This window comes from Variovorax sp. GW821-FHT09B05, assembly GCF_059418265.1.
In genome coordinates, this window is the sequence record NZ_JBWKPN010000028.1 from 1 (window position 1) to 21,458 (window position 21,458).

The window sequence follows — 21,458 nt, forward strand, 5'->3', positions numbered from 1 at the left end:
GCCATGGTCAACGTGACCGATCGTGCCCACGTTCACGTGCGGCTTCGTGCGGGTGAATTTACCTTTTGCCATTTTTCAATCCTTGAAAGAGCAGTCCCGTGTATTGGTTTTATGTCTGCATCCGATTGCTGGATCGCCTCGCACGGGAACAAGACGGCACCGGATCGCAGACAAGAAGGGCCGCGCACTGCGCGGCCCTGCATTCCTGAAACGCTTACTTCGCGCGGGCAGCCACGATGGCTTCGGCGACGTTACGCGGAGCTTCGGCGTAGTGCTTGAACTCCATCGTGTACGTGGCACGGCCTTGCGACATCGAGCGCAGCGTGGTCGAGTAGCCGAACATTTCCGACAGCGGCACTTCGGCCTTGATGGCCTTGCCGCCACCGACCATGTCGTCCATGCCCTGCACCATGCCACGGCGGGACGACAGGTCGCCCATCACGTTGCCGGCGTAGTCTTCGGGCGTTTCGACTTCCACGGCCATCATCGGCTCGAGAATCACGGGGTTGGCCTTGCGGGCACCTTCCTTGAAACCGAAGATCGCGGCCATCTTGAACGCCATTTCGTTCGAGTCCACGTCGTGGTACGAACCGAAGTGCAGCGTGACCTTGACGTCGACGACGGGGTAGCCCGCCAGCACGCCTTGCGTCAGCGCTTCCACGACGCCCTTTTCCACCGCGGGGATGTATTCGCGAGGAACCACACCGCCCTTGATGGCGTCGACGAACTCGAAGCCCTTGCCGGCTTCCTGGGGTTCGATCTTCAGCACGACGTGGCCGTACTGGCCCTTGCCGCCCGACTGGCGAACGAACTTGCCTTCGGCTTCCTCGACGGTCTTGCGGATCGTTTCGCGGTAGGCCACCTGCGGCTTGCCCACGTTGGCTTCCACGCCGAATTCGCGCTTCATGCGGTCCACGATGATTTCGAGGTGGAGCTCGCCCATGCCGGCGATGATGGTCTGGCCCGACTCTTCGTCCGTGCGAACGCGGAACGAGGGGTCTTCCTGAGCCAGGCGCTGCAGCGCGATGCCCATCTTTTCCTGGTCGGCCTTGGTCTTGGGCTCGACGGCCTGCGAGATCACCGATTCCGGGAACACCATGCGCTCGAGCGTCACGACCGCTTCGGGATCGCACAGCGTTTCGCCGGTGGTCACTTCCTTCAGGCCCACGCAGGCGGCGATGTCGCCGGCGCGGATTTCGCTGACTTCCTCGCGGTTGTTCGCGTGCATCTGCACGATACGGCCGATGCGTTCCTTCTTGCCGCGCACCGGGTTGTAGACGCTGTCGCCCTTGCTGAGCACGCCCGAATAGACGCGCACGAAGGTCAGCTGGCCCACGAACGGGTCGGTCATCAGCTTGAATGCCAGGGCCGAGAACTTCTCGTTGTCGTCCGCCTTGCGAACCACGGGCGCTTCGTCTTCGTCGAGGCCGTTGACCGGCGGAATGTCGGTCGGAGCCGGCATGTATTCGACGACGGCGTCGAGCATGGCCTGCACGCCCTTGTTCTTGAAGGCCGAGCCGCACAGCATCGGCTGGATTTCGCCGGCGATGGTGCGCTGACGGATGGCCTTCTTGATTTCCTCTTCCGACAGCTCGCCGCCTTCGAGGTACTTGTTCATCAGCTCTTCGCTGGCTTCGGCAGCCGCTTCGACGAGCTTTTCGCGGTATTCGTTGCAGACATCGACCAGGTTGGCCGGGATGTCGCCGTACTGGAAGGTGACGCCCTTGTCTTCGTCCCAGATGATCGCCTTCATCTTCACGAGGTCGACGATGCCCTGGAAGTGCTCTTCGGCACCGATCGGGATCTGGATCACGACGGGGTTGGCCTTCAGGCGGTCGACCATCATCTGGCGCACGCGCAGGAAGTCGGCGCCGGTGCGGTCCATCTTGTTGACGAACGCGAGACGCGGAACCTTGTACTTGTTGGCCTGGCGCCAGACGGTTTCCGACTGGGGCTGCACGCCGCCGACGGCGTCGTACACCATCACGGCGCCGTCCAGCACGCGCATCGAGCGCTCGACTTCAATGGTGAAGTCCACGTGGCCGGGGGTGTCGATGATGTTGATGCGGTGTTCTTCGAACTTGCCAGCCATGCCCTTCCAGAAGCAGGTGGTGGCAGCCGAGGTGATCGTGATGCCGCGCTCTTGCTCTTGCTCCATCCAGTCCATCGTGGCGGCACCGTCGTGCACTTCACCGATCTTGTGGTTCACACCGGTGTAGAACAGGATACGTTCCGTCGTCGTGGTCTTGCCAGCGTCGATGTGCGCGGAGATGCCGATGTTGCGGTAGCGCTCGATGGGGGTCTTGCGGGACATGATTTACTTTCGGGTTGAAATGCGTTGAGCGCTGGGCCCCGAGCACGGGCACAACGCCCGACACTCGACACCCAACGCCCAAGCGAAGTTTGATTCTTAGAAGCGGAAGTGGCTGAACGCCCGGTTGGCTTCTGCCATGCGGTGCACTTCGTCGCGCTTCTTCATCGCGCCGCCACGGCCTTCCGTGGCTTCCATCAGTTCGTTGGCCAGACGCAGGGCCATCGACTTCTCGCCGCGCTTGCGGGCGGCTTCCTTGATCCAGCGCATCGACAGAGCGAGGCGGCGGACGGGGCGGACTTCGACCGGCACTTGATAGTTCGCACCGCCGACGCGGCGCGACTTCACTTCGACCATCGGCTTCACGTTGTTGATGGCAACGGTGAACGCTTCGAGGGGGTCCTTGTCCGGGTTCTTCTTCTCGATGAAGTCGAGCGCGCCATAAATGATGCGCTCGGCAACAGCCTTCTTGCCGCCTTCCATGATCACGTTCATGAACTTCGACAGCTCGACATTGCCGTACTTGGGATCCGGCAGGATTTCACGTTTGGGGACTTCGCGACGACGTGGCATTTTCTTAACCTCTTTGCTTCAGTTGGCACCGTTTCCGGCACCGCGAGAGTCGACTCGGACCCTCACTTACTCGACCCAACTTCGGGTCACTACGCTCGACATGCCCGCCAAGGCACTCGAACACCGATGAAACAACTACTGAAAGAAGAACCCGATCAGGCCTTCTTGGGGCGCTTCGCGCCGTACTTGGAACGCGACTGCTTGCGGTCTTTCACGCCTTGCAGGTCGAGCGAACCGCGCACGATGTGGTAACGCACACCGGGCAAGTCCTTGACACGACCGCCGCGAACCAGCACCACGCTGTGTTCCTGCAGGTTGTGGCCTTCGCCGCCGATGTAGGAAATGACTTCGAAGCCGTTGGTCAGGCGGACCTTGGCAACCTTGCGAAGTGCCGAGTTCGGCTTCTTGGGGGTCGTGGTGTAGACCCGGGTGCAGACACCGCGACGTTGCGGCGAGTTCTGCATGGCAGGGCTCTTGGACTTGATCTTTTCGACCGTCCGGCCCTGACGCACCAGTTGATTGATGGTTGGCATGAATGAATTAGTCCCAAAACGAGAAATACCCCGGTGGTGCCTTGCGGCGCCCTGGTCGTGACCCAGGAACCGGGAGATGACGCAAACGTGAATCCCTTCGGAATTTTCCGAAAAGCCCACGAGTATAGCAGCGGGCTTGTGAAACGGCAAAGTCAGGCGGGTTTGGAGGCCTTCAGCCCCCTGCCGCCGGCCTGAAGCCGCCCCCTACCCTGCCGATTACTTGATCCAGAGCCGCACCGCATCCCAGGCGCGGCCCAGCATGCCGGCCTGTTCGACCGGCTCCAGCGCCACCAGCGGCACCTCGGCCACCGGCTGGTCGTCGAGCGTGACCTTGAGCGTGCCCACGGGCTGGTACTTGGTGAACGGCGCCACCAGCGGGTCGGGGCGCGCGATCTGGGTCTTGAGCTTGCTGGCCATGCCCGCGGGCACGGCGACCACGATCGGCTCGGGACGGCCGAGCTTGAGCACGTTCTGCTTGCCCTTCCAGACCGCCGGCGTGGCCGCAGGCTGGCCGCCGTCGAACAGGCGCACGGCGTCGTAGGCGGTGTAGCCCCAGTTCAGCAGCTTCTGCGATTCGTTGGCGCGCACGGTTTCGCCCGAGGTGCCAAGCACGATCGACAGCAGGCGGCGGCCGCCGGTCAGGTTCGGGAAGTCGCGCTTGGCGGTGGCGATCATGCAGTAGCCGGCGGCTTCGGTATGGCCGGTCTTCAGGCCGTCGACGGTCGGGTCGCGGAACAGCAGCAGGTTGCGGTTGGTGTCGTTGGTCGAGGGCGTGCCCGGGTAGCGGTACTTCTTGATCGCGTAGTACTTGGCTTCCTCGGGGAAGTCGCGCACCAGCCGGGTCGCCAGGATGCTGAGGTCGCGCGCGGTCGTGGTATGGCCGGGCGCGGTCAGGCCCTCGGGGTTCTTGTAGGTGGTGTTCTTCATGCCCAGCACCTTGGCCTGGGCATTCATCAGTTCGACGAAATGCTCGACCGTGCCGCCCACGCCCTCGGCCAGCGCCACGGTGGCGTCGTTGCCCGACTGGACGATCAGGCCCTTGATCAGGTCTTCGACCGGCACCTGCATCTTCGGGTCGATGAACATGCGCGAGCCCGGCATCTTCCAGGCGCGCGGGCTGACGGGCAGCGTCTGCGTCAGGGTGATCTTCTTGGCGCGCAGCGCGTCGAACACGATGTAGGCCGACATCAGCTTGGTCAGCGACGCCGGCTCGACCGGGCTGTCGATGTCCTTCTGCGCCAGGATCTGGTTGGCCGTCACGTCGAGCAGCAGGTAGCTGCGCGCGGCGATCTCGGGCGGCGCCGGCACCTGGGCGGCGGCGATCAGGCAGACGGAAGCGGCGGCGGCGAGCAACAGCGCGCGGGCACCGTGGAAGAAACGATTCATGGGAGCAATGGGAAAGAAACGAAGACGTGCCTGCAAGCCAGGCTTTCAGGCGGCCGGGTTGTCTGCGCGCAGATGGCGCACGACCAGGCTCTTGAGCAGCGGCAATTGTCCGTGAAAGAAATGGCCGCCCCCGGGGACGACTGTGACAGGAAGTGACTGCGGCCGCGCCCAGTCCATGACCGCCAACAGCGCCACCGTGTCGTCGGCCTCGCCGTGGACCACCAGCGTGCGCTCGTGGGCCTCGGGCGGCAGCACGGCCACCGTGTTGCGCGCGGCTGCCGTGCCGACCAGCACGATCTGGCGAACGTCGCGCGCGGCCCAGAGCTTCTCGACCGCGCCGCTCGCGACGAAGGCACCGAAGGAGAAGCCGGCGATCGCCAGCGGGCCCTCGGGCGCGAGCTGGCCGACCACATGGAGCATGTCCTCGAGCTCGCCACGGCCCTCGTCGTGCACGCCCTGGCTCGCGCCGACGCCGCGGAAGTTGAAGCGCACCGCGGTCCAGCCGCAGGCGATGAAGGCACGCGCCAGGGTCTGCACCACCTTGTTGTCCATGGTGCCGCCGAACAGCGGATGGGGATGCGCGATGACGGCGATGCCGCGCGCGGCCTCGGCCGGCTGGTCGCGCTGCACCTCGATGACGCCGGCGGCGCCCTGGAGGCTGATCTTTTCGGTCTGGGAATTCATGAGGCTCGGAATGGAACGGGCCGGCAGGCCGACGGTGGAGGGGTTGCCTGCGGCGAGCACGGTACGAGCGCAGGCCCCGGCTGAAAGTTCAGCGCCCGACGTCGGGCGGCAGCAGCAGGCGCTCGACGATCTCGCCCTTCTTCAGGTGCGAGTCGACGATCTCGTCGATGTCGTCGGCATCGACGAAGGTGTACCAGACCGCCTCGGGATAGACCACGGCGACCGGTCCGCCGGCGCAGCGGTCGAGGCAGCCGGCCTTGTTGACGCGCACCTTGCCGGGCCCCGAGAGCCCCTCTTCCTTGACCCTGGCCTTGCAGCGGTCGAAGCCCTGCTGGGCGTTGTGCATGGCACAGGAATCCTCGCCGTTCTTGCGTTCGTTGAGGCAGAAGAAGATGTGGCGGCCGTAATAGCCCGAAGGCACGGCGGAGCTGGCGGGGGTGGGCATCGGCGGATTCTAGGACCGCCGTCCGCGTGGCCGGCGCTTCAGGCCGCCGGCGGCCGGCTGCGCCGCGACAGCAGGAAGATCACGTAGGCCAGCACCCCGAACGGCCAGAGCCAGCCCAGCCACTGGGCCAGCCCGTGGAAGCGGATGAAACGCCCCTGCTCCCAGGTCGCCAGCGTCTGCGCGAAATAGGCGCTCTCGGGCGCCTGGTTCAACAGGCTCAGCTGCAGCACCAGCGCCACCAGCAGCAGCGCGCCGCACAGCCGGCGGGGCGCGAACAGCAGCAGCACGCCGGCGAACAGCGCCGCCGCCATGCCGACCTGCGCCGGCAGCTCGAGCCAGGCCCAGGCATGGTCGGGGCCGTAGCTCAGCGCCGCCGACAACGCCGAGGCCGCCACGCCCGTCAGCAGGATCAACGGCAGCAGCACCGCGCGCTGCACCACGGTGCGTGCCACGAGATAGCCCAGCAGGCAGGGCACCAGCGCGCCCAGCATCACGCACAGCAGCTCGACCGCCGGCACCAGCGGCTCGAGCTCGAACTGGCGCACCGGCAGCCAGTCGATGAACGGGGTGTCGAGCAGCCATTCGGAGATCGCCGCCTCGAGCCGCTCGAACACCTGGCCCAGCCCGAAGGTCACGGCCGCGGGGAACAGCAGCGCGAACGGCCACAGCGCCAGCAGCACCAGCGCGCCGCGGGCCTCGTCGACGAACCATTGCGCCCGGACCCGCCCCCAGTGGGCGACCGCGCCGAAGCGCTCGAGCGCCACCGCCAGCACCGCGCCCAGCAGCGCGCCGGCGCTGTTCAGGCCCAGGTCGACGTTCGAGGGAATGCGCGCCGGCAGGTAGCTCTGCAGCGTCTCCATCGCGAAGGACACGGCCACGCCCGCCAGCGTGGCGCGCAGCACGGCGCGGCCGATGCTCGAGGTGCTGCGGGTGCGCAGCACCGACAGCGCGCAGAGGAACCCGAAGGGCACGTAGCCCGCGACGTTGATCGCGAAGTCGAAGCCGGTCCAGTACTTGGGCCAGGGCGCCGACAGGTAGGCCCAGGGCGCGATGCCCTGGTCGCGCCAGTCGGAAAAGGGATAGAGACTGGCATAGACGATCAGCGCCGCATAGGCCAGCGCAAGGGGCAGCGCGGCGGACTTGTGCTGCGTCGCCACCGCCGTCAGAAGGGCTTGACCACGACCAGGATCACGATCGCCAGCAGCAGCAGCACCGGCAACTCGTTGAACCAGCGGTACCAGCCGTGGTTGCGCCGGTTCTCGCCGGCGGCGAAGCGGCGCAGCAGCACCGCGCAGCCGTGGTGGTAGCCGATCGCCACCAGCACCAGCGCCAGCTTGGCGTGCATCCAGCCGTTGCCCGGGCCGCGCCCGATGCCGTAGCCCAGCCACAGCCAGAGGCCGAAGCCCAGCGCCGGCACGGCCAGGAAGGTGGTGAAGCGCAGCAGCTTGCGCGCCATCAGCAGCAGGCGCTCGCGCTCGGCGAGCGACTCGGGCGGCACCATCGCGAGGTTGACGAAGATCCGGGGGAGGTAGAACAGGCCGGCGAACCAGCTGGCGATGAAGACGATGTGGAAGGACTTGACCCAGAGCATGGCGGTCAGTTTAGTGGCCGGCCCCCGCTGGCCGCACCCGGTTTCATCGGTCCCCACGAAAGCGACGGACAAAAAAAAGCCCGACGTCTTCACGTCGGGCTGGGAAGCCCTTTTGCTGTCACACATCAAGGCACCCGCTCAGGGAGGAAAAGCGGGGGACGGCAAGCCGTCCGGGGCAGAATTTAACAAAGACGAAACAAGGTTTCAAGCGACCGGTGCGCTTTAATTAACAATCTAGGGTAAAAATTTATTACTTTGGTACTACTAATTTCCGTAGTTGTCGGACAACCGCCCCCATCCATGGCAAAAGTTCGGGAACTTTAGTTCGGGCACAATTTTCCGCATGAGCTCCACCCTTTCTTCCTTCGCCGCCTTCCCCGCCGGGCGCCCGCGCCGCCTTCGCCGCGACGCCTTCACGCGCAACCTGGTGCGGGAAAACGCCCTGACCCCGCACGACCTCATCTACCCGGTGTTCGTGCAGGAAGGCAGCGGCCGGCGCGATGCGGTGGCCTCGATGCCCGGTGTGGAACGCCTGAGCCTCGACCTGCTGCTGCCCGTGGCCGAGCAGTGCGTGGCGGCCGGCATCCCGGTGATGGCGCTGTTCCCGGTGATCGATGCGAGCCTCAAGACCCCGGCCGGCGACGAAGCCTTCAACCCCGACGGCCTGATCCCGCGCGTGGTGGCGGCGCTCAAGGCGCGCTTTCCCGAACTGGGCGTGATGACCGACGTCGCGCTCGACCCCTACACCAGCCACGGCCAGGACGGCCTGCTCGACGACAGCGGCTACATCCTCAACGACCCGACCGTCGAGGTGCTGGTGAAGCAGGCGCTCACACAGTCGCAGGCCGGCGTCGACATCGTGGCGCCCAGCGACATGATGGACGGGCGCATCGGCGCGATCCGCCAGGCGCTCGAAGCGCGCGGCGACGTGCACACGCGAATCATGGCCTACAGCGCCAAGTACGCGAGCGCCTTCTACGGCCCGTTCCGCGACGCGGTCGGCTCGGCCGCCAACCTCGGCAAGAGCAACAAGAAGGTCTACCAGATGGACCCGGGCAACAGCGACGAGGCGCTGCGCGAGGTGGCGATCGACATCGCCGAGGGCGCCGACATGGTGATGGTGAAGCCCGGCATGCCCTACCTGGACATCGTGCGCCGCGTGAAGGACGAATTTCGCGTGCCGACCTTCGCCTACCAGGTCAGCGGCGAGTACGCGATGCTCAAGGCCGCGGCCCGGAACGGCTGGCTCGACCACGACGCGGTGGTGCTCGAGAGCCTGCTGGCCTTCAAGCGCGCGGGCGCCGACGGCATCCTCACCTACTTCGCGCTCGACGCCGCCCGTCTGCTACAAACTAAGTAGCACAATGGGTCCGCCCGGCCTTCGGTCCGGGCCATCTTGAGCAAGCACGGGGGCGCGCGATGCGAATCTTCGAAATCAACACCTCGCAGGTCAGCGAGCATGCCGCGCTGGCGCCGCTGGCCCTGCCCGGCTCCTGCAGCGCCGCCAGCTACCTCTGGATCTCGCTCACGCGCGACGAATTCCGCGCCTCGCTGCCCGAGGTGCAGCAGATCCTGCAGACGCTGTGCCAGACCCAGCTGGTCGACCTGCACGTGGCCGACCTGCTGAACGACCAGTTGCCCTCGCACAGCGACTACACCTCGCAGTACGACGTGCTGGTGTTCCGCCGGCTCGCGAGCGGCGGCAATGGCCAGCCGGCGCCTGCCACGCCACCGGCGGCCACGCCCGCGGCCCCCGCCCCGCGCCCGCGCGGCGGCCCGCCCGTGCTGCGCCGCATCGACACCCGCCCGGTCGGCTTCGCCGTGTTCGACCGCGTGCTGCTGTCGGTGCATCCCGAGGACGGCGCGGTGCGCGACGTCTTCGCCGCGCGCCTGCTGGCCGCCGCCGCGCCCGGCGACCGCGGCACGCCGGCGCTCGACGTGCGCGCGGTCACGAACCGCGTGCCCACCAGTCCGGCCGACCTGATGCTGCGCGTCATCAACCAGATCGTCGACGGCTACCTCGACCTGCGGCGCGAGCTCACCAAGCAGCTCGACCACTGGCAGGCCGAGCTCATCGACCCGCGCAGCCGCTTCACCAACTGGGGCGCGCTGATGGAGTCGCGCCAGTCGCTGCACCACCTCGACGAGATCTGCGAGGACCAGCGCGCCGCCATGCAGGACTGGCTCGACAACCTCGAGACCCTGCCGCCGCCCAAGGACGCGGCCGAGGGGCGCGAGCGCGAGCTGGTGATGATCCGCAGCCGCGACGTGCTCGAGCACATCGAGCGCGTGGTGCACCACGTGCGCCGGCTCGAACAGAACGCCGAGACCGCGGTGCAGATGCATTTCAGCGTGCAGGGCCACCGGGCCAACGACATCATGCGGGTGCTGACCGTGCTCACCGCCGTGTTCCTGCCGCTGAACCTGATCGCCGGCATCTTCGGCATGAACTTCGAGTTCATCCCGCTGGTGCACAAGGCCGACGGCTTCTGGATCGCCATGGGCTCGATGCTCGCGATCGCGGTGCTGCTGGTGCTGATCTTCTGGCGCAAGCGCTATCTCGCGCGCACGCGCTGAACGAGCGCGCATGAAAAAAGCCACGCGGAGCGATCTCCGCGTGGCTTTTTCTCGTCCGGGTGCGAACGGCCCGAAGGCCGCCCGGTGCCGTGCGACAGCTTACTTGGCGGTGGCGCCGGAGCCTTGCTGGGCCTGGACGCGTGCGTCGAGCGGGTGTTGCATGGTCGAGATGACCTTGCTGTTCACGCGCGAACCCGAGGTCACGTTCTGGTCGGGAGCGGAAGCGGTGCGGATCGCTTCGGCTTCGACCAGGGCGCGGTCCTTCGACACGGCGACCGTTTCCGGGCCGCGCGAGCCGCGGGTCACGTTCTGGTTCGGAGCGGCGGCGGCGCGCACGGCTTCGGTGTTGACTTCGTCGCGGCTCTTGCTAGAGACGGCCTGGGTCACGCCTTCATAGGTTTCGGCTTGGGCGCCAACGGCGGCAAACAGGGTCAGTGCGGCGGCGGCGATGATGTGCGAGGTCTTCATTTCGGTTGTCCTTGATACGGTACGTCGGAGGGTTTAGCCACCAGGCGTGCACGGATCGGCTCGCCTGTGCGGCGAGTTTCAAGGCGAAACCCCTCGGGAAAACACCCGGTTCAGAGACACGGTGTTTCCGGTATTGAAACAATGTCAGGTCGACCGTTCAGTCATTAACCTGCGTACGCAGCGGGCCATTCCGGCCCCGGCGAACACCGAAGCATTCAGCCGTCCGGGCCTCAGCGCGCGGTGCGCGGCGTGCCCGGCACGGCTTTGATCTGCGGCGGGATCTCGCTGTTGACGAAGGCGCGGCGGTCGAGGTTCAGGCTCGGGTCGTGCGAGGTCGCCACCGCCTCGGCGCGCACCGCCGCGCGGTCGCGCCCGCCGGTGCGCGGCGCGGCGAGCGGCGGCTCGGCCTCCACGTCGCCATACACATTGCCGGCGCGCGCGGCCGCGGCGGCTTCTACGGCCAGCGCGGCGCGGTCGGCGCCGGGCCCCATCGGCCGCACGGGATCGAAGGCCTGGGCCAGCGCCGCGCCGGCCGGCAGCCACAGGGCCGCCAGCGCCAGCGTCCACGGCGCGAGCGCCGCATGAAGTCGAAAAGTGCGTGTCATCGAATGCATCCTCTGCCTGCTTGCGAGTCGCGCTGCGTCACGAAAGTGCCGCGCGGCCTCGCTAAGAAAAACCCCTGAGAATCGCGCCATCGCCCAGCGCTACCGGCACGACCTCCATGGACAGCCTCGACCTGATCAGAACCTTTCGCGAAGTCGCGTCGCATGGCAGCTTCTCGCAGGCCGCCAAGCGGCTCGACATGTCCAAGGCCACGGTCAGCAAGTATGTCGCCGAACTCGAAACCCGCTTCGGCGTGCGCCTGCTCAACCGTTCCACGCGCTCGGTGAGCCTGACCGACGCCGGCCAGCTGCTGCTGGAGCGCAGCACGCCGGTGCTCGAGATGGTCGAGCTCACGCAGGCCGAGCTGCAGGAGCGCGCGAGCCAGCCCGGCGGCCGGCTGCGCATCTCGGCGCCGCACGGCATGGGCAATGGCGAGTTCCCGAACCTGCTGGCCGACTTCATGCGCTACTACCCCGACGTGCGCATCAGCCTGCAGCTGACCAACCGCACGGTCGATCTCGCCGAGGAAGGCATCGACGTCGACATCCGCAGCGGCCCGGTGGAGGACGCCAACCTGATCATGCGCAAGCTGCGGCTCATGAACATGGTGGTCTGCGCCTCGCCGGTCTACTGGAAGAAGCACGGCAAGCCCGAGCATCCGCGCGACCTGGCGGACCACGAGGCGCTCACCCATTCGCTGCTCGGCGCCCAGCCGGTCTGGCGCTTCGACGACGGCGGCCAGCCGCTCGACGTGCACGTCAAGAGCCGCATGGACTGCACCGAGGGCGCGCCGCTGATCCGCATCGCGATGCGCGGCTTCGGCGTGATCTACCTGCCCTCGATCCTGGTGCAGTCGCACATCGACCAAGGCGAGCTGGTGCCGGTGCTGCAGGACTATGCGCGCAAGGACATGTGGCTGTCGGCCGTCTACCTGCAGCGGCGCCACAACAGCGCCGCGCTGCGCGCGCTGCTCGACTTCCTCGAGACCCGCGTGGGCGACAAGCCCGGCCTCAAGAAATGAAAAAGCCCGGCGGCGCCGGGCTCCCATGCGAAGCGAGTGTGCTCAGCCGATGTGCTGCGCGAAGAAGGCCAGCACGCGCTCGCGCGCCAGCTTTGATGCTTCGGCGTCATACGAGCCGCGCTGGTCGCAGTTGAAGCCGTGGCCCACCGGGTACACGTGCACCTCGACCTCGGGGTGGGCCTTCTTGAAGCTCTCGATGGTGTCGAGCGGAATCCAGTGGTCCTGGTTGCCGAAGTGGGCCTGCACCGGCACCTTGGGCTGGCGCGCGGTTTCCTCGGGCGAGGTCATGCCGCCGCCGTAGTAGGGCGCGGCGGCCGAGAGGCCGGGCACCAGCGCGGCGGCGCGCCAGGTCAGCAGGCCGCCCCAGCAGTAGCCGACGATGCCGACCTTGCCGGCCTTGGCCGCATAGGCCACGGCGGCCTCGATGTCCTGCAGCACGCCGGGCGCGGGCAGCGCCTCGACGGCCGTCTTCAGGCCGAAGCCCGTCTTCATGTCGTCCTCGCTGTAGCCCAGCTCGACACCGGGCTTCACGCGGTGGAAGGTCGCGGGCGCGACGGCCAGGTAGCCCGCGGCCGCGTAGCCGTCGGCCACCGAGCGGATGTGCGAGTTGACGCCGAAGATCTCCTGCACCACGACGACGGCGCCGCGCGGCGTGCCGGCGGGTTCGGCCACGTAGGCGGGAAAGCTGAAGCCGTCCTTGGCGGTGAGATCGATGAATTGACCCATGATGTGTTGCTCCTTTGATGGCAATGGGAAGGATGGAGGGAATGCGTGTCCGGTGCGTGTCGGCGGCGTTCAGCCCGCCGCCCCGGGCCGCAGCGCGCGTTCGACGAAATCGAGCCGGTCCTGGCCCCAGAAGATCTCGCCGTCGATCACGTAGCTCGGCGCGCCGAAGACCTGGATGTCGATGGCTTCCTGCGTGTAGGCCTCGTACTGCTCCTGCACCGCCTGGCTCTGCGCCTGGTCGGCACGCTTGGCCGGCAGGCCGCATTCGGCCACCAGCGCCTCGAGCACCTTGGGGTCGCCGATGTTGCGCTCCTGCGCCCACAGCGCGGCGAACACCGCCGCGCACATGCGCATCGCGGCCTCGGTGCCGTCGTTGAGGTCGACCGCGATGATCAGCCGCGCCGCGTCGTCGCCGGAGACCGGGAAGAACTTCGGCTTCGGATGCAGCGGAATGCCCAGGTGCTTCGAGAAGCGCGCCAGCTCGACCAGCCGGTAGGCCTGCCGCTGCGGCGCGCGCTTGCCCAGCGGCAGCCCGCCCGAGACCGGAAAGATGCTGCCCATGTCCACCGGACGCACGCGCACCGTGGCGCCGGCCGCCGCCGCGATCGCGGCGAAGCGGGCATGGCCCAGGTAGGTCCAGGGGCTTTGGGGGGGGAAGTAGTAGTCGATGGTCTTGCTCATGAATTCACCTCCGCGCACGAAGCGCCGCCGGAACATCCCGGTACTGCGGGTAAGGCCCGCAACTTGCGAGCCACCCTCGGTGATGTAATCCGGACCGACGGTTTTAACTGACGCGCAGCTTTTGTGCAGGAGATCGGAATTGAACCAGCAGGTGCTCTTGGTCACGGGGGGCGGACGCGGCATCGGCGCCGCCACCGCCTTGCTGGCGGCGCGACGCGGCTATGCCGTGGCGGTCAACTACGCGAGCAACTCGCTCGCGGCCGACGAAGTCGTGCGCGCGATCCGCGCCGCGGGCGGCAAGGCGATCGCGGTGCAGGCCGATGTCGGCGATGAAACACAGGTGATGGCCATGTTCGAGCAGGTCGATGCCAAGCTCGGCCGGCTCACGGCGCTGGTCAACAGCGCCGGCGTGGTCGACGTGCGCGCGCGCGTCGACGAGATGAGCGCGGCGCGGCTGGAACGCATGTTCCGCATCAACGTGGTCGGCAGCTTCGTCTGCGCGCGCGAGGCGGTGCGCCGCATGAGCACGCGCCACGGCGGCACGGGCGGCGTGATCGTCAACCTCTCGAGCGCCGCCTCGCGGCTGGGTTCGCCCGAGCAGTACGTGGACTACGCCGCGAGCAAGGGCGCGATCGACACCTTCACGCTCGGCCTGGCCAAGGAAGTGGCCGACGAGGGCATCCGCGTCAACGCGGTGCGCCCGGGCCTGATCGACACCGAGATCCACGCCTCGGGCGGCATGCCCGAGCGCGCCGCGCAGCTCGCGCCCTCGGTGCCGATGAAGCGCACCGGCAGCGCCGAGGAGGTGGCGAACGCGATCGTGTGGCTGCTGTCCGACGAGGCCAGCTACACCACCATGGCCCTGCTCGACGTCTCGGGAGGACGCTGATGAGCACCTCGATGGACCTGATCAAGCCGCTGGTCACGCTGGTGGCGATCGTCAACCCGCTGGCCATCGTGCCCTTCTTCATCCACTACACACAGGGTTATTCCGACGCGCAGCGCCGCCGCACGGTGCGCATGTCGGCCTTCAGCGCCTTCGTGGTGATCGCGGTCAGCGCGCTGATCGGGCTGCAGCTCTTGTCCTTCTTCGGCATCTCGATCGCGAGCTTCCAGGTCGGCGGCGGCCTGCTGCTGCTGATGAGCTCGCTGTCGATGCTCAACGCGCAGCCGGCCGAGAGCAAGACCAACGTCGAGGAGCTGCGCGCCACCGAGGTCAAGGCCTCGATGGGCGCCTCGATCGCGGTGGTGCCGCTGACCATCCCGCTGCTCACCGGCCCGGCCACCATCTCCACCGTGGTGATCTACGCCGACAAGGCCAAGCACCTGTGGGAGCTCGCGGTGCTCGTGGGCTACGGCGTGGTGGTGGCGCTGGCCACGGCCATCGCCTTCTCGCTCGCGCAGCCGATCGCGCGCGTGCTCGGCAAGACCGGCATCAACATCATGACCCGGCTCATGGGCCTGATCCTCGCGGCTCTGGCGGTCGAGGTGATGACCGACGGCCTCGGCAAGCTGTTCCCGATCCTCGCCAAGTAGCGCATCGGGTGCGGGCCGGCTCAGCCCAGCATCTTCTCGATGATCTTCCAGTGCGCCGGCTCCACCGGCGTGATCGACAGCCGGTTGCCCTTGCGCAGGATCGTGAGCTCGGCCAGCTCGGGCTTCGCGCGCAGCTCGGGCAGCGCCAGCAGGCGCGTCTTGCGCAGCGCCTGCACGTCCACCAGCAGCCAGCGCGGATCGTCCTTCTTCGAGGCCGCGTCGTAGTAGGGCGACTTCGGATCGAACTGCGTGGGATCGGGCTTGATCGCCGAGGCCACGCGCGCGAGGCCGGCGATGCCGGGCTCGGGGCAGCTCGAGTGATAGAACAGCACGCCGTCGCCGACCTTCATGCCGTCGCGCATGAAGTTGCGGGCCTGGTAGTTGCGCACGCCGGTCCACGCCACGGTGGCGTCGGGCGCGGCCAGCGCATCGTCGATCGAGACCTCGTCGGGCTCGGATTTCATCAGCCAGTACTGGGGCATGGCGTTCTCGCGAGGATGGGATGCCGCGCAATATAGCCGCCCGCCCCGCCGCCGGGGCCCGGCCTCAGGGGGCCACGTAGTCCGACACCACCACCCACTTGCCGTCCTTGATCTGCGACAGCCGCGACTGGTCGTTGCCCAGGCGCTTGGTGGCGGTGTAGGTGCTCTTCGGGCTGCCGAACATGTCGGGCTCGAAGGTGATGCTGTCCATGGCCTTGATGAAGCTGTCGGTCGTGAGGTTCGGGCCGGCCTTCTGCGCCGCCTTGATGAACGAGTCGACGATCACGTAGCCGTAGACCGAGAACACGGTCGGGTCCTCGTTGAACTTGGTCTTGTACTTGTTGGCCCAGAAGCGCAGCGGCTGCGACTGCTCGTCGGTGTAGGGGTTCTGCACCGTCATGGTCGCGTAGATGCCGTCCATGGCCTTGCCGCCGAGCTTGTGGATCAGGTCGGTGTAGGCCGCGCTCGAGCCCAGGAAGGTCGGGTTGAAGCCGGTCTTGCGCGCCTCGCCCACGGTGCCGATGGTCTCGCGGATGATGGTGCCGAGCACCACCAGGTCGCAGTTGGCGGCCTTCATCTTCGCGACCTGCGAGCTGAAGTCGGTGGCGCCGCGCTTGAACGAGGTCTTCTCGGCCAGTTCCATGTTCACGGCCTTGAGGCCGGCCTCGGCGCCGCGCTGCACTTCGAGGCCGAACTCGTCGTCCTGGTAGATGGTGCAGACCTTCTTCGCGCCCTTGTCCTTCACCATCTTCGGCAGCGCCAGGCGGATCTGGTCGTAGTAGGTGGCGGCGAACGAGTACTTGAGGCGGTTGAGCGGCTCGTACATCTCGCGCGCCGCGGTGATCGGCATGTAGTTGACGACGTTCTTGTCGAACTGCACCGGCATCGCCGCCATGTTCTGCGCCGTGCCGATGTGGCCGGCCATGATGAAGATCTTCTCCTGGTTCACCAGCTTCTGCGCCGCCAGCACGGCCTTCTTCGGGTCGTAGCCCGAGTCCTCGACGTAGAGCTTGAGCTTGCGGCCGTTGATGTCGCCCTGTTCGTTGAGCTCGTCCACGCGCAGCTGCATGCCGTTGCGCGCCTGCTTGCCGAAGCCGGCGAGCGGCCCCGAGAGGTCCTGGATCGTGCCGATGCGGATCTCGTCCTTGGTCACGCCCTGCTGCGCGGACGCGAGCGTCGCGGCCAGGCCCAGCACGGCCAGCATCGTCGGTGTCTTGAGCTTCATGCGCTTGTCTCCTCGGGTTGGCGAAAAAATCGGGTGGCGATCGGGACCTTTTTCGATGCGCTCAGCGGTACATGGCCTCGATGCGCGGCGCGTACTTGGTCTGCACCAGCTTGCGCTTGAGCTTCATCGTCGGCGTCAGCTCCTCGTCCTCGGCGCTCAGTTGCGTCTCGAGCAGGAAGAACTTCTTGATCTGCTCCACGCGCGCGAACTTCGCATTGACGCGGTCGATCTCGCCCTGGATCAGGTCGAGCACCTCCTGCGTGCGCGTGAGGCTTTCGTAGTTGCTGAACGGCACGTCGTTGTCCTGCGCGAATTTCTCGACGTTCTCCTGGTCGATCATCACGATCACCGTCAGGTAGGGCCTCTTGTCGCCGATCACCACCGCGTCCGTGACGTAGGGGCTGAACTTGAGTTCGTTCTCGAGTTCGCTCGGCGTGATGTTCTTGCCACCTGCCGTGATGATGATGTCCTTCATGCGGTCGGTGATGCGGAAATACCCTTCCGCGTCGACCGTGCCGACGTCGCCGGTGTGCAGCCAGCCCTCGGCGTCGAGGGTCTCGGCGGTCTTCTCGGGCAGGTTCAGGTAGCCCATGAAGACGTTCGGGCCGCGCACCAGGATCTCGCCGGTCTGCGGATCGAGGCGCACCTCGTTGTAGCCGGCCGCCGGGCCGATCGAACCCGGCATGATGCGCGTGACCGGCACGCCGGTGGAGGCGCCGCACGACTCCGTCATGCCCCAGACCTCGAGCATCGGCACGCCCAGCGCGAGGTACCAGCGCACCAGCTCGGGCGAGATCGGCGCAGCACCGGTCACGAGGAAGCGCGCGCGGTGGATGCCGATCAGCTTGCGCACGTTGTCGAGCGCGAGCCAGCGCGCCAGGCGGAACTTCAGGCGCAGCCCCGCGCCCACCGGCCGGCCCTCGAGCACCCGCTGCGCGATCTGCTGGCCCACCCCGATGCTCCAGCCGTAGGCCGCCTGCTGCAGCCGGCTGGCCTCCTTGAGCGCGATCATCACGCCCGAATAGAACTTCTCCCACACGCGCGGCACGGCCGTGAAGACGGTGGGCGCGATCTCGCGCACGTTCTCGGGCACGGTCTCGGGGTTCTCGACGAAGTTGAGGATCGAGCCGGTGTACATCGCGAAGTACTCGCCGCCCATGCGCTCGGCGATGTGGCACAGCGGCAGGAAGCACATGCGCTCGTCGCTCTCGTCCTGCGCCAGCAGCGTGTTGTAGCCGCGCATGGTGTAGACCAGCCCGCCGTGGCTGTGCATCGCGCCCTTGGGCTTGCCGGTGGTGCCCGAGGTGTAGACCAGGATGGCGAGGTCCTCGGCGCGGCAGGCGGCCACGCGCTGCTCGAGCGCCCGCGGATGCGCGGCCAGGTGCGCGCGGCCCAGGGCACGCAGTGCCTCCAGGCTCAGCACGTCGGGATCGTCGAGCTCGCGCAGGCCCTCCATGTCGAACACCACCACCTTGCGCAGCAGCGGCAGCGCGGCGCGCACCTCGAGCGCCTTGTCGAGCTGCTCGTCGTCCTCGACGAACAGCACCGTGGTGCGCGAGTCCTCGCACAGGTAGCGCACCTGCGAGGCGGCGTCGGTCGGGTAGATGCCGTTGGAGACGCCGCCGCAGCTGAGCACCGCCACGTCGGCCAGCACCCATTCGATGACGGTGTTCGACAGCACCGAGGCGCACTCGCCGGCCGCGAAGCCCAGCGCCATCAGGCCGCCCGCGATCTCGCGCACCGCCTCGGCGGTCTGGCCCCAGGTCCAGCTGCGCCAGATGCCGAATTCCTTCTGCCGCATCCAGACCTTGTCGCGGCGCAACTCGACCGCTTTCCAGAACACGGCCGGGATGGTGTCGCCCGGCACCACCACCTCGGTGCGGGGCTGCAGGTGCGCCAGGTCCCAGAGGCCGGCCGGCGCGCGCAGTGCGAGGGTGCTGCTCATCGGTGCTACCTCCAGGTCTTCTTCTTCTTCCAGCGCCGCTCGCCGCGCACGCCCTCGTCCTTCACGCCGAGGTAGAACTCCTTGATGTCCTCCTTCTCGCGCAGCCGCTCGCAGCTGTCCTCCATCACGATGCGTCCGTTCTCGAGCACGTAGCCGTGGTCGGCCGCGTTGAGCGCCATGTTGGCGTTCTGCTCCACCAGCAGGATGGTGGTGCCGCGCTCGCGGTTGATGCGCACCACGATCTCGAAGATCTCCTTGGTGAGCTTGGGGCTCAGGCCGAGGCTGGGCTCGTCGAGCAGGATCAGCTGCGGCGCGGCCATGATGGCGCGCGAGATCGCGAGCATCTGCTGCTGGCCGCCCGAGAGCAGGCCGGCGTCCTGCGTGGCGCGCTCGCGCAGGATCGGGAAGTAGCCGAACACGGTCTCGATGTCGCGCGCCACGCCGTCGCGGTCCTGGCGCGTGTAGGCGCCCATCAGCAGGTTGTCGCGCACCGACAGCAGCGGGAACACCTCGCGGCCCTCGGGCACGTGGCTCAGGCCCTGCTGCACGATGTGGGCCGGGTCCTTGGCCGTGATGTCGCGGCCCTGGAACTCGATGCTGCCCTTGCGCGGATCGATGATCCCCGAGATGGTCTTGAGGATGGTGGTCTTGCCGGCGCCGTTGGAGCCCAGCACGGTCGCGATCTCGCCCTGGCGCACCTGGAGGCTCACGCCGCGGATGGCCTTGATCGGGCCGTAGGCGCTCTCGACGTTGAGCAGTTGCAGAACCACGTCGCTCATGCTTTGCTCCTCCGCAAGCTGCTCACGTCGTCGACCGTGCCGAGGTAGGCCTCCACCACGCGCGCATCGGCCTGCACCTCGCGCGGCGAACCCGTAGCCAGCACCTCACCCTGGTTCATCGCGAGCACGCGGTCCGACACCTTCGACACCAGCGACATGTCGTGCTCGACCATCAGCACCGACACGCCGAGCTCGTGCTGGATGTCCTGGATCCAGAACGCCATGTCGGCCGTCTCCTCGACGTTGAGGCCCGACGAGGGTTCGTCGAGCAGCAGCAGCTTGGGTTCGGTGCACAGCGCGCGCGCCAGCTCCACCACCTTGCGCACGCCGTAGGGCAGGCCCGCCACCATCGCGTCGCGGTGGTGCTGCAGGTCGAGCAGCTCGATCACCTGCTCGACCTTCTCGCGCGCCTCGATCTCGGCGCGCCGCGTGGCCGGCGTGAAGAACAGCTCGCGCCAGAAGCCGCTGCGCCGGTGCGTGTGGCGGCCGATCAGCAGGTTGTGCAGCACCGTCGCATGCTCGAACAGCTCGATGTTCTGGAAGGTGCGCGCGATGCCGAGCGCCGCGATCGCGTGCGGCGCCTGGCTGGTCAGCGCCACCGCGCCGCCGACCTCGCCATGCCAGGTGATCTGGCCCGAGGTCGGCGTGTAGATGCGGCTGATCAGGTTGAACACCGTGGTCTTGCCCGCGCCGTTGGGCCCGATCAGCGTGAACACCTCGCCGCGCCGCACGTCGAAGCTGACCTTGTTGACCGCGAGCACGCCGCCGAAGCGCACGCTCAGGTCCCGGGCCGAGAGAAGGATGTCGCCGCCGCTCATCTCAGGCGATCCGACTTGGTGAAGGACTTCTGCCGCTTGAACAGGCCCTTGCGGTAGAACGGAAACAGCTGCAGGTAGGTGCGCACCTTGAGCCAGCGCCCGTACAGGCCCAGCGGCTCGAACAGCACGAACACGATCAGCACCACCCCGTAGACGAAGCCCTGCAGGCCAGGCGCCTGGCCGATCACCGCGGGCAGCCAGTCCTTGCCCATCGAGATCAGCTGCGGCATCGCGATCAGGAAGATCGCGCCGAGGAAGGCGCCGTGCACCGAGCCCAGCCCGCCGATCACCACCATCAGCAGCAGATCGATCGACTGCAGGATGTTGAACTGGTCGGGCGAGATGAAGCTCAGCTTGTGCGCATAGAGCGCACCGCCGAGCCCCGCGAGCGCGGCCGAGATCGCGAACGACATCGTCTTGTAGCGCGCGAGATGGATGCCCATGCTCTGCGCCGAGATCTCCGAATCGCGGATCGCCACGAAGGCGCGGCCGGTCGGCGAGCGCAGCAGGTTCAGGATGCCCAGCGTGCTGAGCACCGCCACCACCAGGCACAGGAAGTAGAAGCCGTCGCCCGAGCCGAGCGACCAGCCGAAGAGTTGCGGCGACTTCACGTGCAGCCCCGCGTTGCCGCCGGTCACGCTCTCCCAGCGCGCGAACACCTCCTCGACGATGAAGCCGAACGAGAGCGTCGCGATGCCCAGGTAGATGCCCTTCACACGCAGCGCCGGCAGCGCCACCACCACGCCCACGCCGGCCGACAGCGCCGCGGCCGCGACCAGCGCGAGCGGGAACGGCACGCCGAGGTTGGTCAGCACGCCCTGCGTGTAGGCACCGGTGCCGAGGAAGGCCGCATGGCCGATCGAGAACTGGCCCGTGAAGCCCGCGAGCAGCATCAGGCCCAGGCCGACGATGCCGTAGATCAGCACGAAGGTCAGCTGCGCGAGCCAGTACTCGTCGATGACCCAGGGCGCGGCCAGCAGGAAGACGCACAAGAGGCCGTACCAGAAGACCTGGCCGCCATGCTTGGCGAGCCGGATGTCCTGGTCGTAGGAAGTCTTGAAGATGTAGCGCATG

At 67.3% G+C, this 21,458-nt stretch carries 23 protein-coding genes and 1 pseudogene; 5 read left to right on the top strand and 19 right to left on the bottom strand.

The features are described 5' to 3' along the window. The 9 genes and pseudogenes from AC07RM_RS39375 to AC07RM_RS39415 form a co-directional block, all read right to left on the bottom strand. Nucleotides 1-72 (bottom strand): annotated as a pseudogene (locus AC07RM_RS39375) (GTP-binding protein); the annotation flags it as partial. A 142-nt stretch (nt 73-214) separates the two neighbouring features. Beyond that, the gene (fusA, locus tag AC07RM_RS39380) at nt 215-2,314 is read right to left on the bottom strand and encodes an elongation factor G (RefSeq protein WP_093355336.1); all 2,100 of its coding nucleotides are present in this window, start codon (nt 2,312-2,314) and stop codon (nt 215-217) included. 96 nt (nt 2,315-2,410) lie between these two features. Continuing rightward, the gene (rpsG, locus tag AC07RM_RS39385) at nt 2,411-2,884 is read right to left on the bottom strand and encodes a 30S ribosomal protein S7 (RefSeq protein WP_007829591.1); all 474 of its coding nucleotides are present in this window, start codon (nt 2,882-2,884) and stop codon (nt 2,411-2,413) included. Between the two features lie 155 nt (nt 2,885-3,039). After that, the gene (gene rpsL, locus AC07RM_RS39390) at nt 3,040-3,417 is read right to left on the bottom strand and encodes a 30S ribosomal protein S12 (RefSeq protein WP_057597516.1); all 378 of its coding nucleotides are present in this window, start codon (nt 3,415-3,417) and stop codon (nt 3,040-3,042) included. 216 nt (nt 3,418-3,633) lie between these two features. After that, the gene (locus tag AC07RM_RS39395) at nt 3,634-4,803 is read right to left on the bottom strand and encodes a D-alanyl-D-alanine carboxypeptidase family protein (protein ID WP_093355333.1); all 1,170 of its coding nucleotides are present in this window, start codon (nt 4,801-4,803) and stop codon (nt 3,634-3,636) included. A 45-nt stretch (nt 4,804-4,848) separates the two neighbouring features. Beyond that, nucleotides 4,849-5,487 (bottom strand): alpha/beta hydrolase, encoded by a 639-nt coding sequence (locus AC07RM_RS39400; RefSeq protein WP_495337951.1) that lies wholly within the window; start codon nt 5,485-5,487, stop codon nt 4,849-4,851. An 88-nt stretch (nt 5,488-5,575) separates the two neighbouring features. Continuing rightward, entirely contained in the window at nt 5,576-5,932 is a 357-nt protein-coding gene (locus tag AC07RM_RS39405; protein ID WP_209546110.1) for a (2Fe-2S) ferredoxin domain-containing protein, read from the bottom strand. Between the two features lie 38 nt (nt 5,933-5,970). After that, nucleotides 5,971-7,089, bottom strand: a complete 1,119-nt coding sequence (locus tag AC07RM_RS39410) for a VanZ family protein (RefSeq protein WP_093355326.1) — start codon at nt 7,087-7,089, stop codon at nt 5,971-5,973. A gap of 5 nt (nt 7,090-7,094) precedes the next feature. Then, nucleotides 7,095-7,523, bottom strand: coding sequence for a CopD family protein (locus AC07RM_RS39415; protein ID WP_093355324.1), 429 nt, complete (start codon nt 7,521-7,523; stop codon nt 7,095-7,097). 343 nt (nt 7,524-7,866) lie between these two features. Between AC07RM_RS39415 and hemB the strand changes: the two genes are divergently transcribed. Next, nucleotides 7,867-8,883 (top strand): porphobilinogen synthase, encoded by a 1,017-nt coding sequence (hemB, locus tag AC07RM_RS39420; RefSeq protein ID WP_495337952.1) that lies wholly within the window; start codon nt 7,867-7,869, stop codon nt 8,881-8,883. Nucleotides 8,884-8,942: 59 nt separating this feature from the next. Then, a complete protein-coding gene (locus AC07RM_RS39425; RefSeq protein ID WP_093355320.1) occupies nt 8,943-10,100 on the top strand; it encodes a magnesium transporter CorA family protein in 1,158 nt (385 codons plus the stop codon). Between the two features lie 99 nt (nt 10,101-10,199). On the opposite strand, the gene AC07RM_RS39430 is transcribed toward AC07RM_RS39425, so the two are convergent. Both AC07RM_RS39430 and AC07RM_RS39435 read right to left on the bottom strand, forming a co-directional pair. Beyond that, nucleotides 10,200-10,568 (bottom strand): DUF4148 domain-containing protein, encoded by a 369-nt coding sequence (locus AC07RM_RS39430; RefSeq protein ID WP_093355317.1) that lies wholly within the window; start codon nt 10,566-10,568, stop codon nt 10,200-10,202. Between the two features lie 230 nt (nt 10,569-10,798). After that, entirely contained in the window at nt 10,799-11,173 is a 375-nt protein-coding gene (locus AC07RM_RS39435; protein ID WP_495337953.1) for an alpha/beta hydrolase, read from the bottom strand. 116 nt (nt 11,174-11,289) lie between these two features. On the opposite strand from AC07RM_RS39435, the gene AC07RM_RS39440 reads away from it, so the two are divergent. Then, a complete protein-coding gene (locus AC07RM_RS39440; protein ID WP_495337954.1) occupies nt 11,290-12,192 on the top strand; it encodes a LysR family transcriptional regulator in 903 nt (300 codons plus the stop codon). A 42-nt stretch (nt 12,193-12,234) separates the two neighbouring features. On the opposite strand, the gene AC07RM_RS39445 is transcribed toward AC07RM_RS39440, so the two are convergent. Then, nucleotides 12,235-12,918, bottom strand: coding sequence for a dienelactone hydrolase family protein (locus AC07RM_RS39445; RefSeq protein WP_296781551.1), 684 nt, complete (start codon nt 12,916-12,918; stop codon nt 12,235-12,237). Nucleotides 12,919-12,987: 69 nt separating this feature from the next. Next, nucleotides 12,988-13,599, bottom strand: a complete 612-nt coding sequence (locus AC07RM_RS39450) for a 2-hydroxychromene-2-carboxylate isomerase (protein WP_296781550.1) — start codon at nt 13,597-13,599, stop codon at nt 12,988-12,990. 139 nt (nt 13,600-13,738) lie between these two features. Between AC07RM_RS39450 and AC07RM_RS39455 the strand changes: the two genes are divergently transcribed. Both AC07RM_RS39455 and AC07RM_RS39460 read left to right on the top strand, forming a co-directional pair. Beyond that, complete coding sequence (locus tag AC07RM_RS39455) at nt 13,739-14,488, top strand: SDR family oxidoreductase (protein WP_296799767.1); 750 nt, start codon at nt 13,739-13,741, stop codon at nt 14,486-14,488. Further along, a complete protein-coding gene (locus AC07RM_RS39460) occupies nt 14,488-15,135 on the top strand; it encodes a MarC family protein (RefSeq protein WP_093355304.1) in 648 nt (215 codons plus the stop codon). The genes AC07RM_RS39455 and AC07RM_RS39460 overlap by 1 nt, the downstream gene beginning before the upstream one ends. Before the next feature lie 20 nt (nt 15,136-15,155). Here AC07RM_RS39460 and AC07RM_RS39465 read toward each other — a convergent pair whose 3' ends face one another. The 6 genes from AC07RM_RS39465 to AC07RM_RS39490 all read right to left on the bottom strand — a co-directional run bounded on the left by AC07RM_RS39465 (nt 15,156) and on the right by AC07RM_RS39490 (nt 21,457). Beyond that, the gene (locus AC07RM_RS39465; protein WP_093355302.1) at nt 15,156-15,617 is read right to left on the bottom strand and encodes an EVE domain-containing protein; all 462 of its coding nucleotides are present in this window, start codon (nt 15,615-15,617) and stop codon (nt 15,156-15,158) included. Between the two features lie 64 nt (nt 15,618-15,681). Beyond that, on the bottom strand, nt 15,682-16,842 hold the full coding sequence (locus AC07RM_RS39470) for an ABC transporter substrate-binding protein (protein WP_296781548.1): 1,161 nt from the start codon (nt 16,840-16,842) through the stop codon (nt 15,682-15,684). A gap of 61 nt (nt 16,843-16,903) precedes the next feature. Further along, nucleotides 16,904-18,787 (bottom strand): AMP-dependent synthetase/ligase, encoded by a 1,884-nt coding sequence (locus AC07RM_RS39475; RefSeq protein ID WP_495337955.1) that lies wholly within the window; start codon nt 18,785-18,787, stop codon nt 16,904-16,906. Nucleotides 18,788-18,792: 5 nt separating this feature from the next. After that, nucleotides 18,793-19,566: an ABC transporter ATP-binding protein gene (locus AC07RM_RS39480; RefSeq protein WP_203203900.1), complete on the bottom strand. Its 774-nt coding sequence runs from the start codon at nt 19,564-19,566 to the stop codon at nt 18,793-18,795. Next, complete coding sequence (locus AC07RM_RS39485; RefSeq protein WP_495337956.1) at nt 19,563-20,384, bottom strand: ABC transporter ATP-binding protein; 822 nt, start codon at nt 20,382-20,384, stop codon at nt 19,563-19,565. The genes AC07RM_RS39480 and AC07RM_RS39485 overlap by 4 nt, the downstream gene beginning before the upstream one ends. Continuing rightward, nucleotides 20,381-21,457, bottom strand: coding sequence for a branched-chain amino acid ABC transporter permease (locus tag AC07RM_RS39490; RefSeq protein ID WP_093355289.1), 1,077 nt, complete (start codon nt 21,455-21,457; stop codon nt 20,381-20,383). Before AC07RM_RS39490 ends, AC07RM_RS39485 begins: the two co-directional genes overlap by 4 nt. Between the last annotated feature and the right edge of the window lies 1 nt (nt 21,458).

What these genes read in the sequence shown, in the direction of transcription:
- AC07RM_RS39445 (WP_296781551.1), bottom strand. Translation starts at nt 12,918, where the DNA reads ATGGGTCAATTCATCGATCTCACCGCCAAGGACGGCTTCAGCTTTCCC.
- rpsL (WP_057597516.1), bottom strand. Translation starts at nt 3,417, where the DNA reads ATGCCAACCATCAATCAACTGGTGCGTCAGGGCCGGACGGTCGAAAAG.
- AC07RM_RS39415 (WP_093355324.1), bottom strand. Translation starts at nt 7,523, where the DNA reads ATGCTCTGGGTCAAGTCCTTCCACATCGTCTTCATCGCCAGCTGGTTC.
- rpsG (WP_007829591.1), bottom strand. Translation starts at nt 2,884, where the DNA reads ATGCCACGTCGTCGCGAAGTCCCCAAACGTGAAATCCTGCCGGATCCC.
- AC07RM_RS39480 (WP_203203900.1), bottom strand. Translation starts at nt 19,566, where the DNA reads ATGAGCGACGTGGTTCTGCAACTGCTCAACGTCGAGAGCGCCTACGGC.
- AC07RM_RS39490 (WP_093355289.1), bottom strand. Translation starts at nt 21,457, where the DNA reads ATGCGCTACATCTTCAAGACTTCCTACGACCAGGACATCCGGCTCGCC.
- AC07RM_RS39435 (WP_495337953.1), bottom strand. Translation starts at nt 11,173, where the DNA reads ATGACACGCACTTTTCGACTTCATGCGGCGCTCGCGCCGTGGACGCTG.
- AC07RM_RS39450 (WP_296781550.1), bottom strand. Translation starts at nt 13,599, where the DNA reads ATGAGCAAGACCATCGACTACTACTTCCCCCCCCAAAGCCCCTGGACC.
- AC07RM_RS39405 (WP_209546110.1), bottom strand. Translation starts at nt 5,932, where the DNA reads ATGCCCACCCCCGCCAGCTCCGCCGTGCCTTCGGGCTATTACGGCCGC.
- hemB (WP_495337952.1), top strand. Translation starts at nt 7,867, where the DNA reads ATGAGCTCCACCCTTTCTTCCTTCGCCGCCTTCCCCGCCGGGCGCCCG.
- AC07RM_RS39470 (WP_296781548.1), bottom strand. Translation starts at nt 16,842, where the DNA reads ATGAAGCTCAAGACACCGACGATGCTGGCCGTGCTGGGCCTGGCCGCG.
- AC07RM_RS39430 (WP_093355317.1), bottom strand. Translation starts at nt 10,568, where the DNA reads ATGAAGACCTCGCACATCATCGCCGCCGCCGCACTGACCCTGTTTGCC.
- AC07RM_RS39425 (WP_093355320.1), top strand. Translation starts at nt 8,943, where the DNA reads ATGCGAATCTTCGAAATCAACACCTCGCAGGTCAGCGAGCATGCCGCG.
- AC07RM_RS39400 (WP_495337951.1), bottom strand. Translation starts at nt 5,487, where the DNA reads ATGAATTCCCAGACCGAAAAGATCAGCCTCCAGGGCGCCGCCGGCGTC.
- AC07RM_RS39395 (WP_093355333.1), bottom strand. Translation starts at nt 4,803, where the DNA reads ATGAATCGTTTCTTCCACGGTGCCCGCGCGCTGTTGCTCGCCGCCGCC.
- AC07RM_RS39485 (WP_495337956.1), bottom strand. Translation starts at nt 20,384, where the DNA reads ATGAGCGGCGGCGACATCCTTCTCTCGGCCCGGGACCTGAGCGTGCGC.
- fusA (WP_093355336.1), bottom strand. Translation starts at nt 2,314, where the DNA reads ATGTCCCGCAAGACCCCCATCGAGCGCTACCGCAACATCGGCATCTCC.
- AC07RM_RS39465 (WP_093355302.1), bottom strand. Translation starts at nt 15,617, where the DNA reads ATGCCCCAGTACTGGCTGATGAAATCCGAGCCCGACGAGGTCTCGATC.
- AC07RM_RS39475 (WP_495337955.1), bottom strand. Translation starts at nt 18,787, where the DNA reads ATGAGCAGCACCCTCGCACTGCGCGCGCCGGCCGGCCTCTGGGACCTG.
- AC07RM_RS39440 (WP_495337954.1), top strand. Translation starts at nt 11,290, where the DNA reads ATGGACAGCCTCGACCTGATCAGAACCTTTCGCGAAGTCGCGTCGCAT.
- AC07RM_RS39460 (WP_093355304.1), top strand. Translation starts at nt 14,488, where the DNA reads ATGAGCACCTCGATGGACCTGATCAAGCCGCTGGTCACGCTGGTGGCG.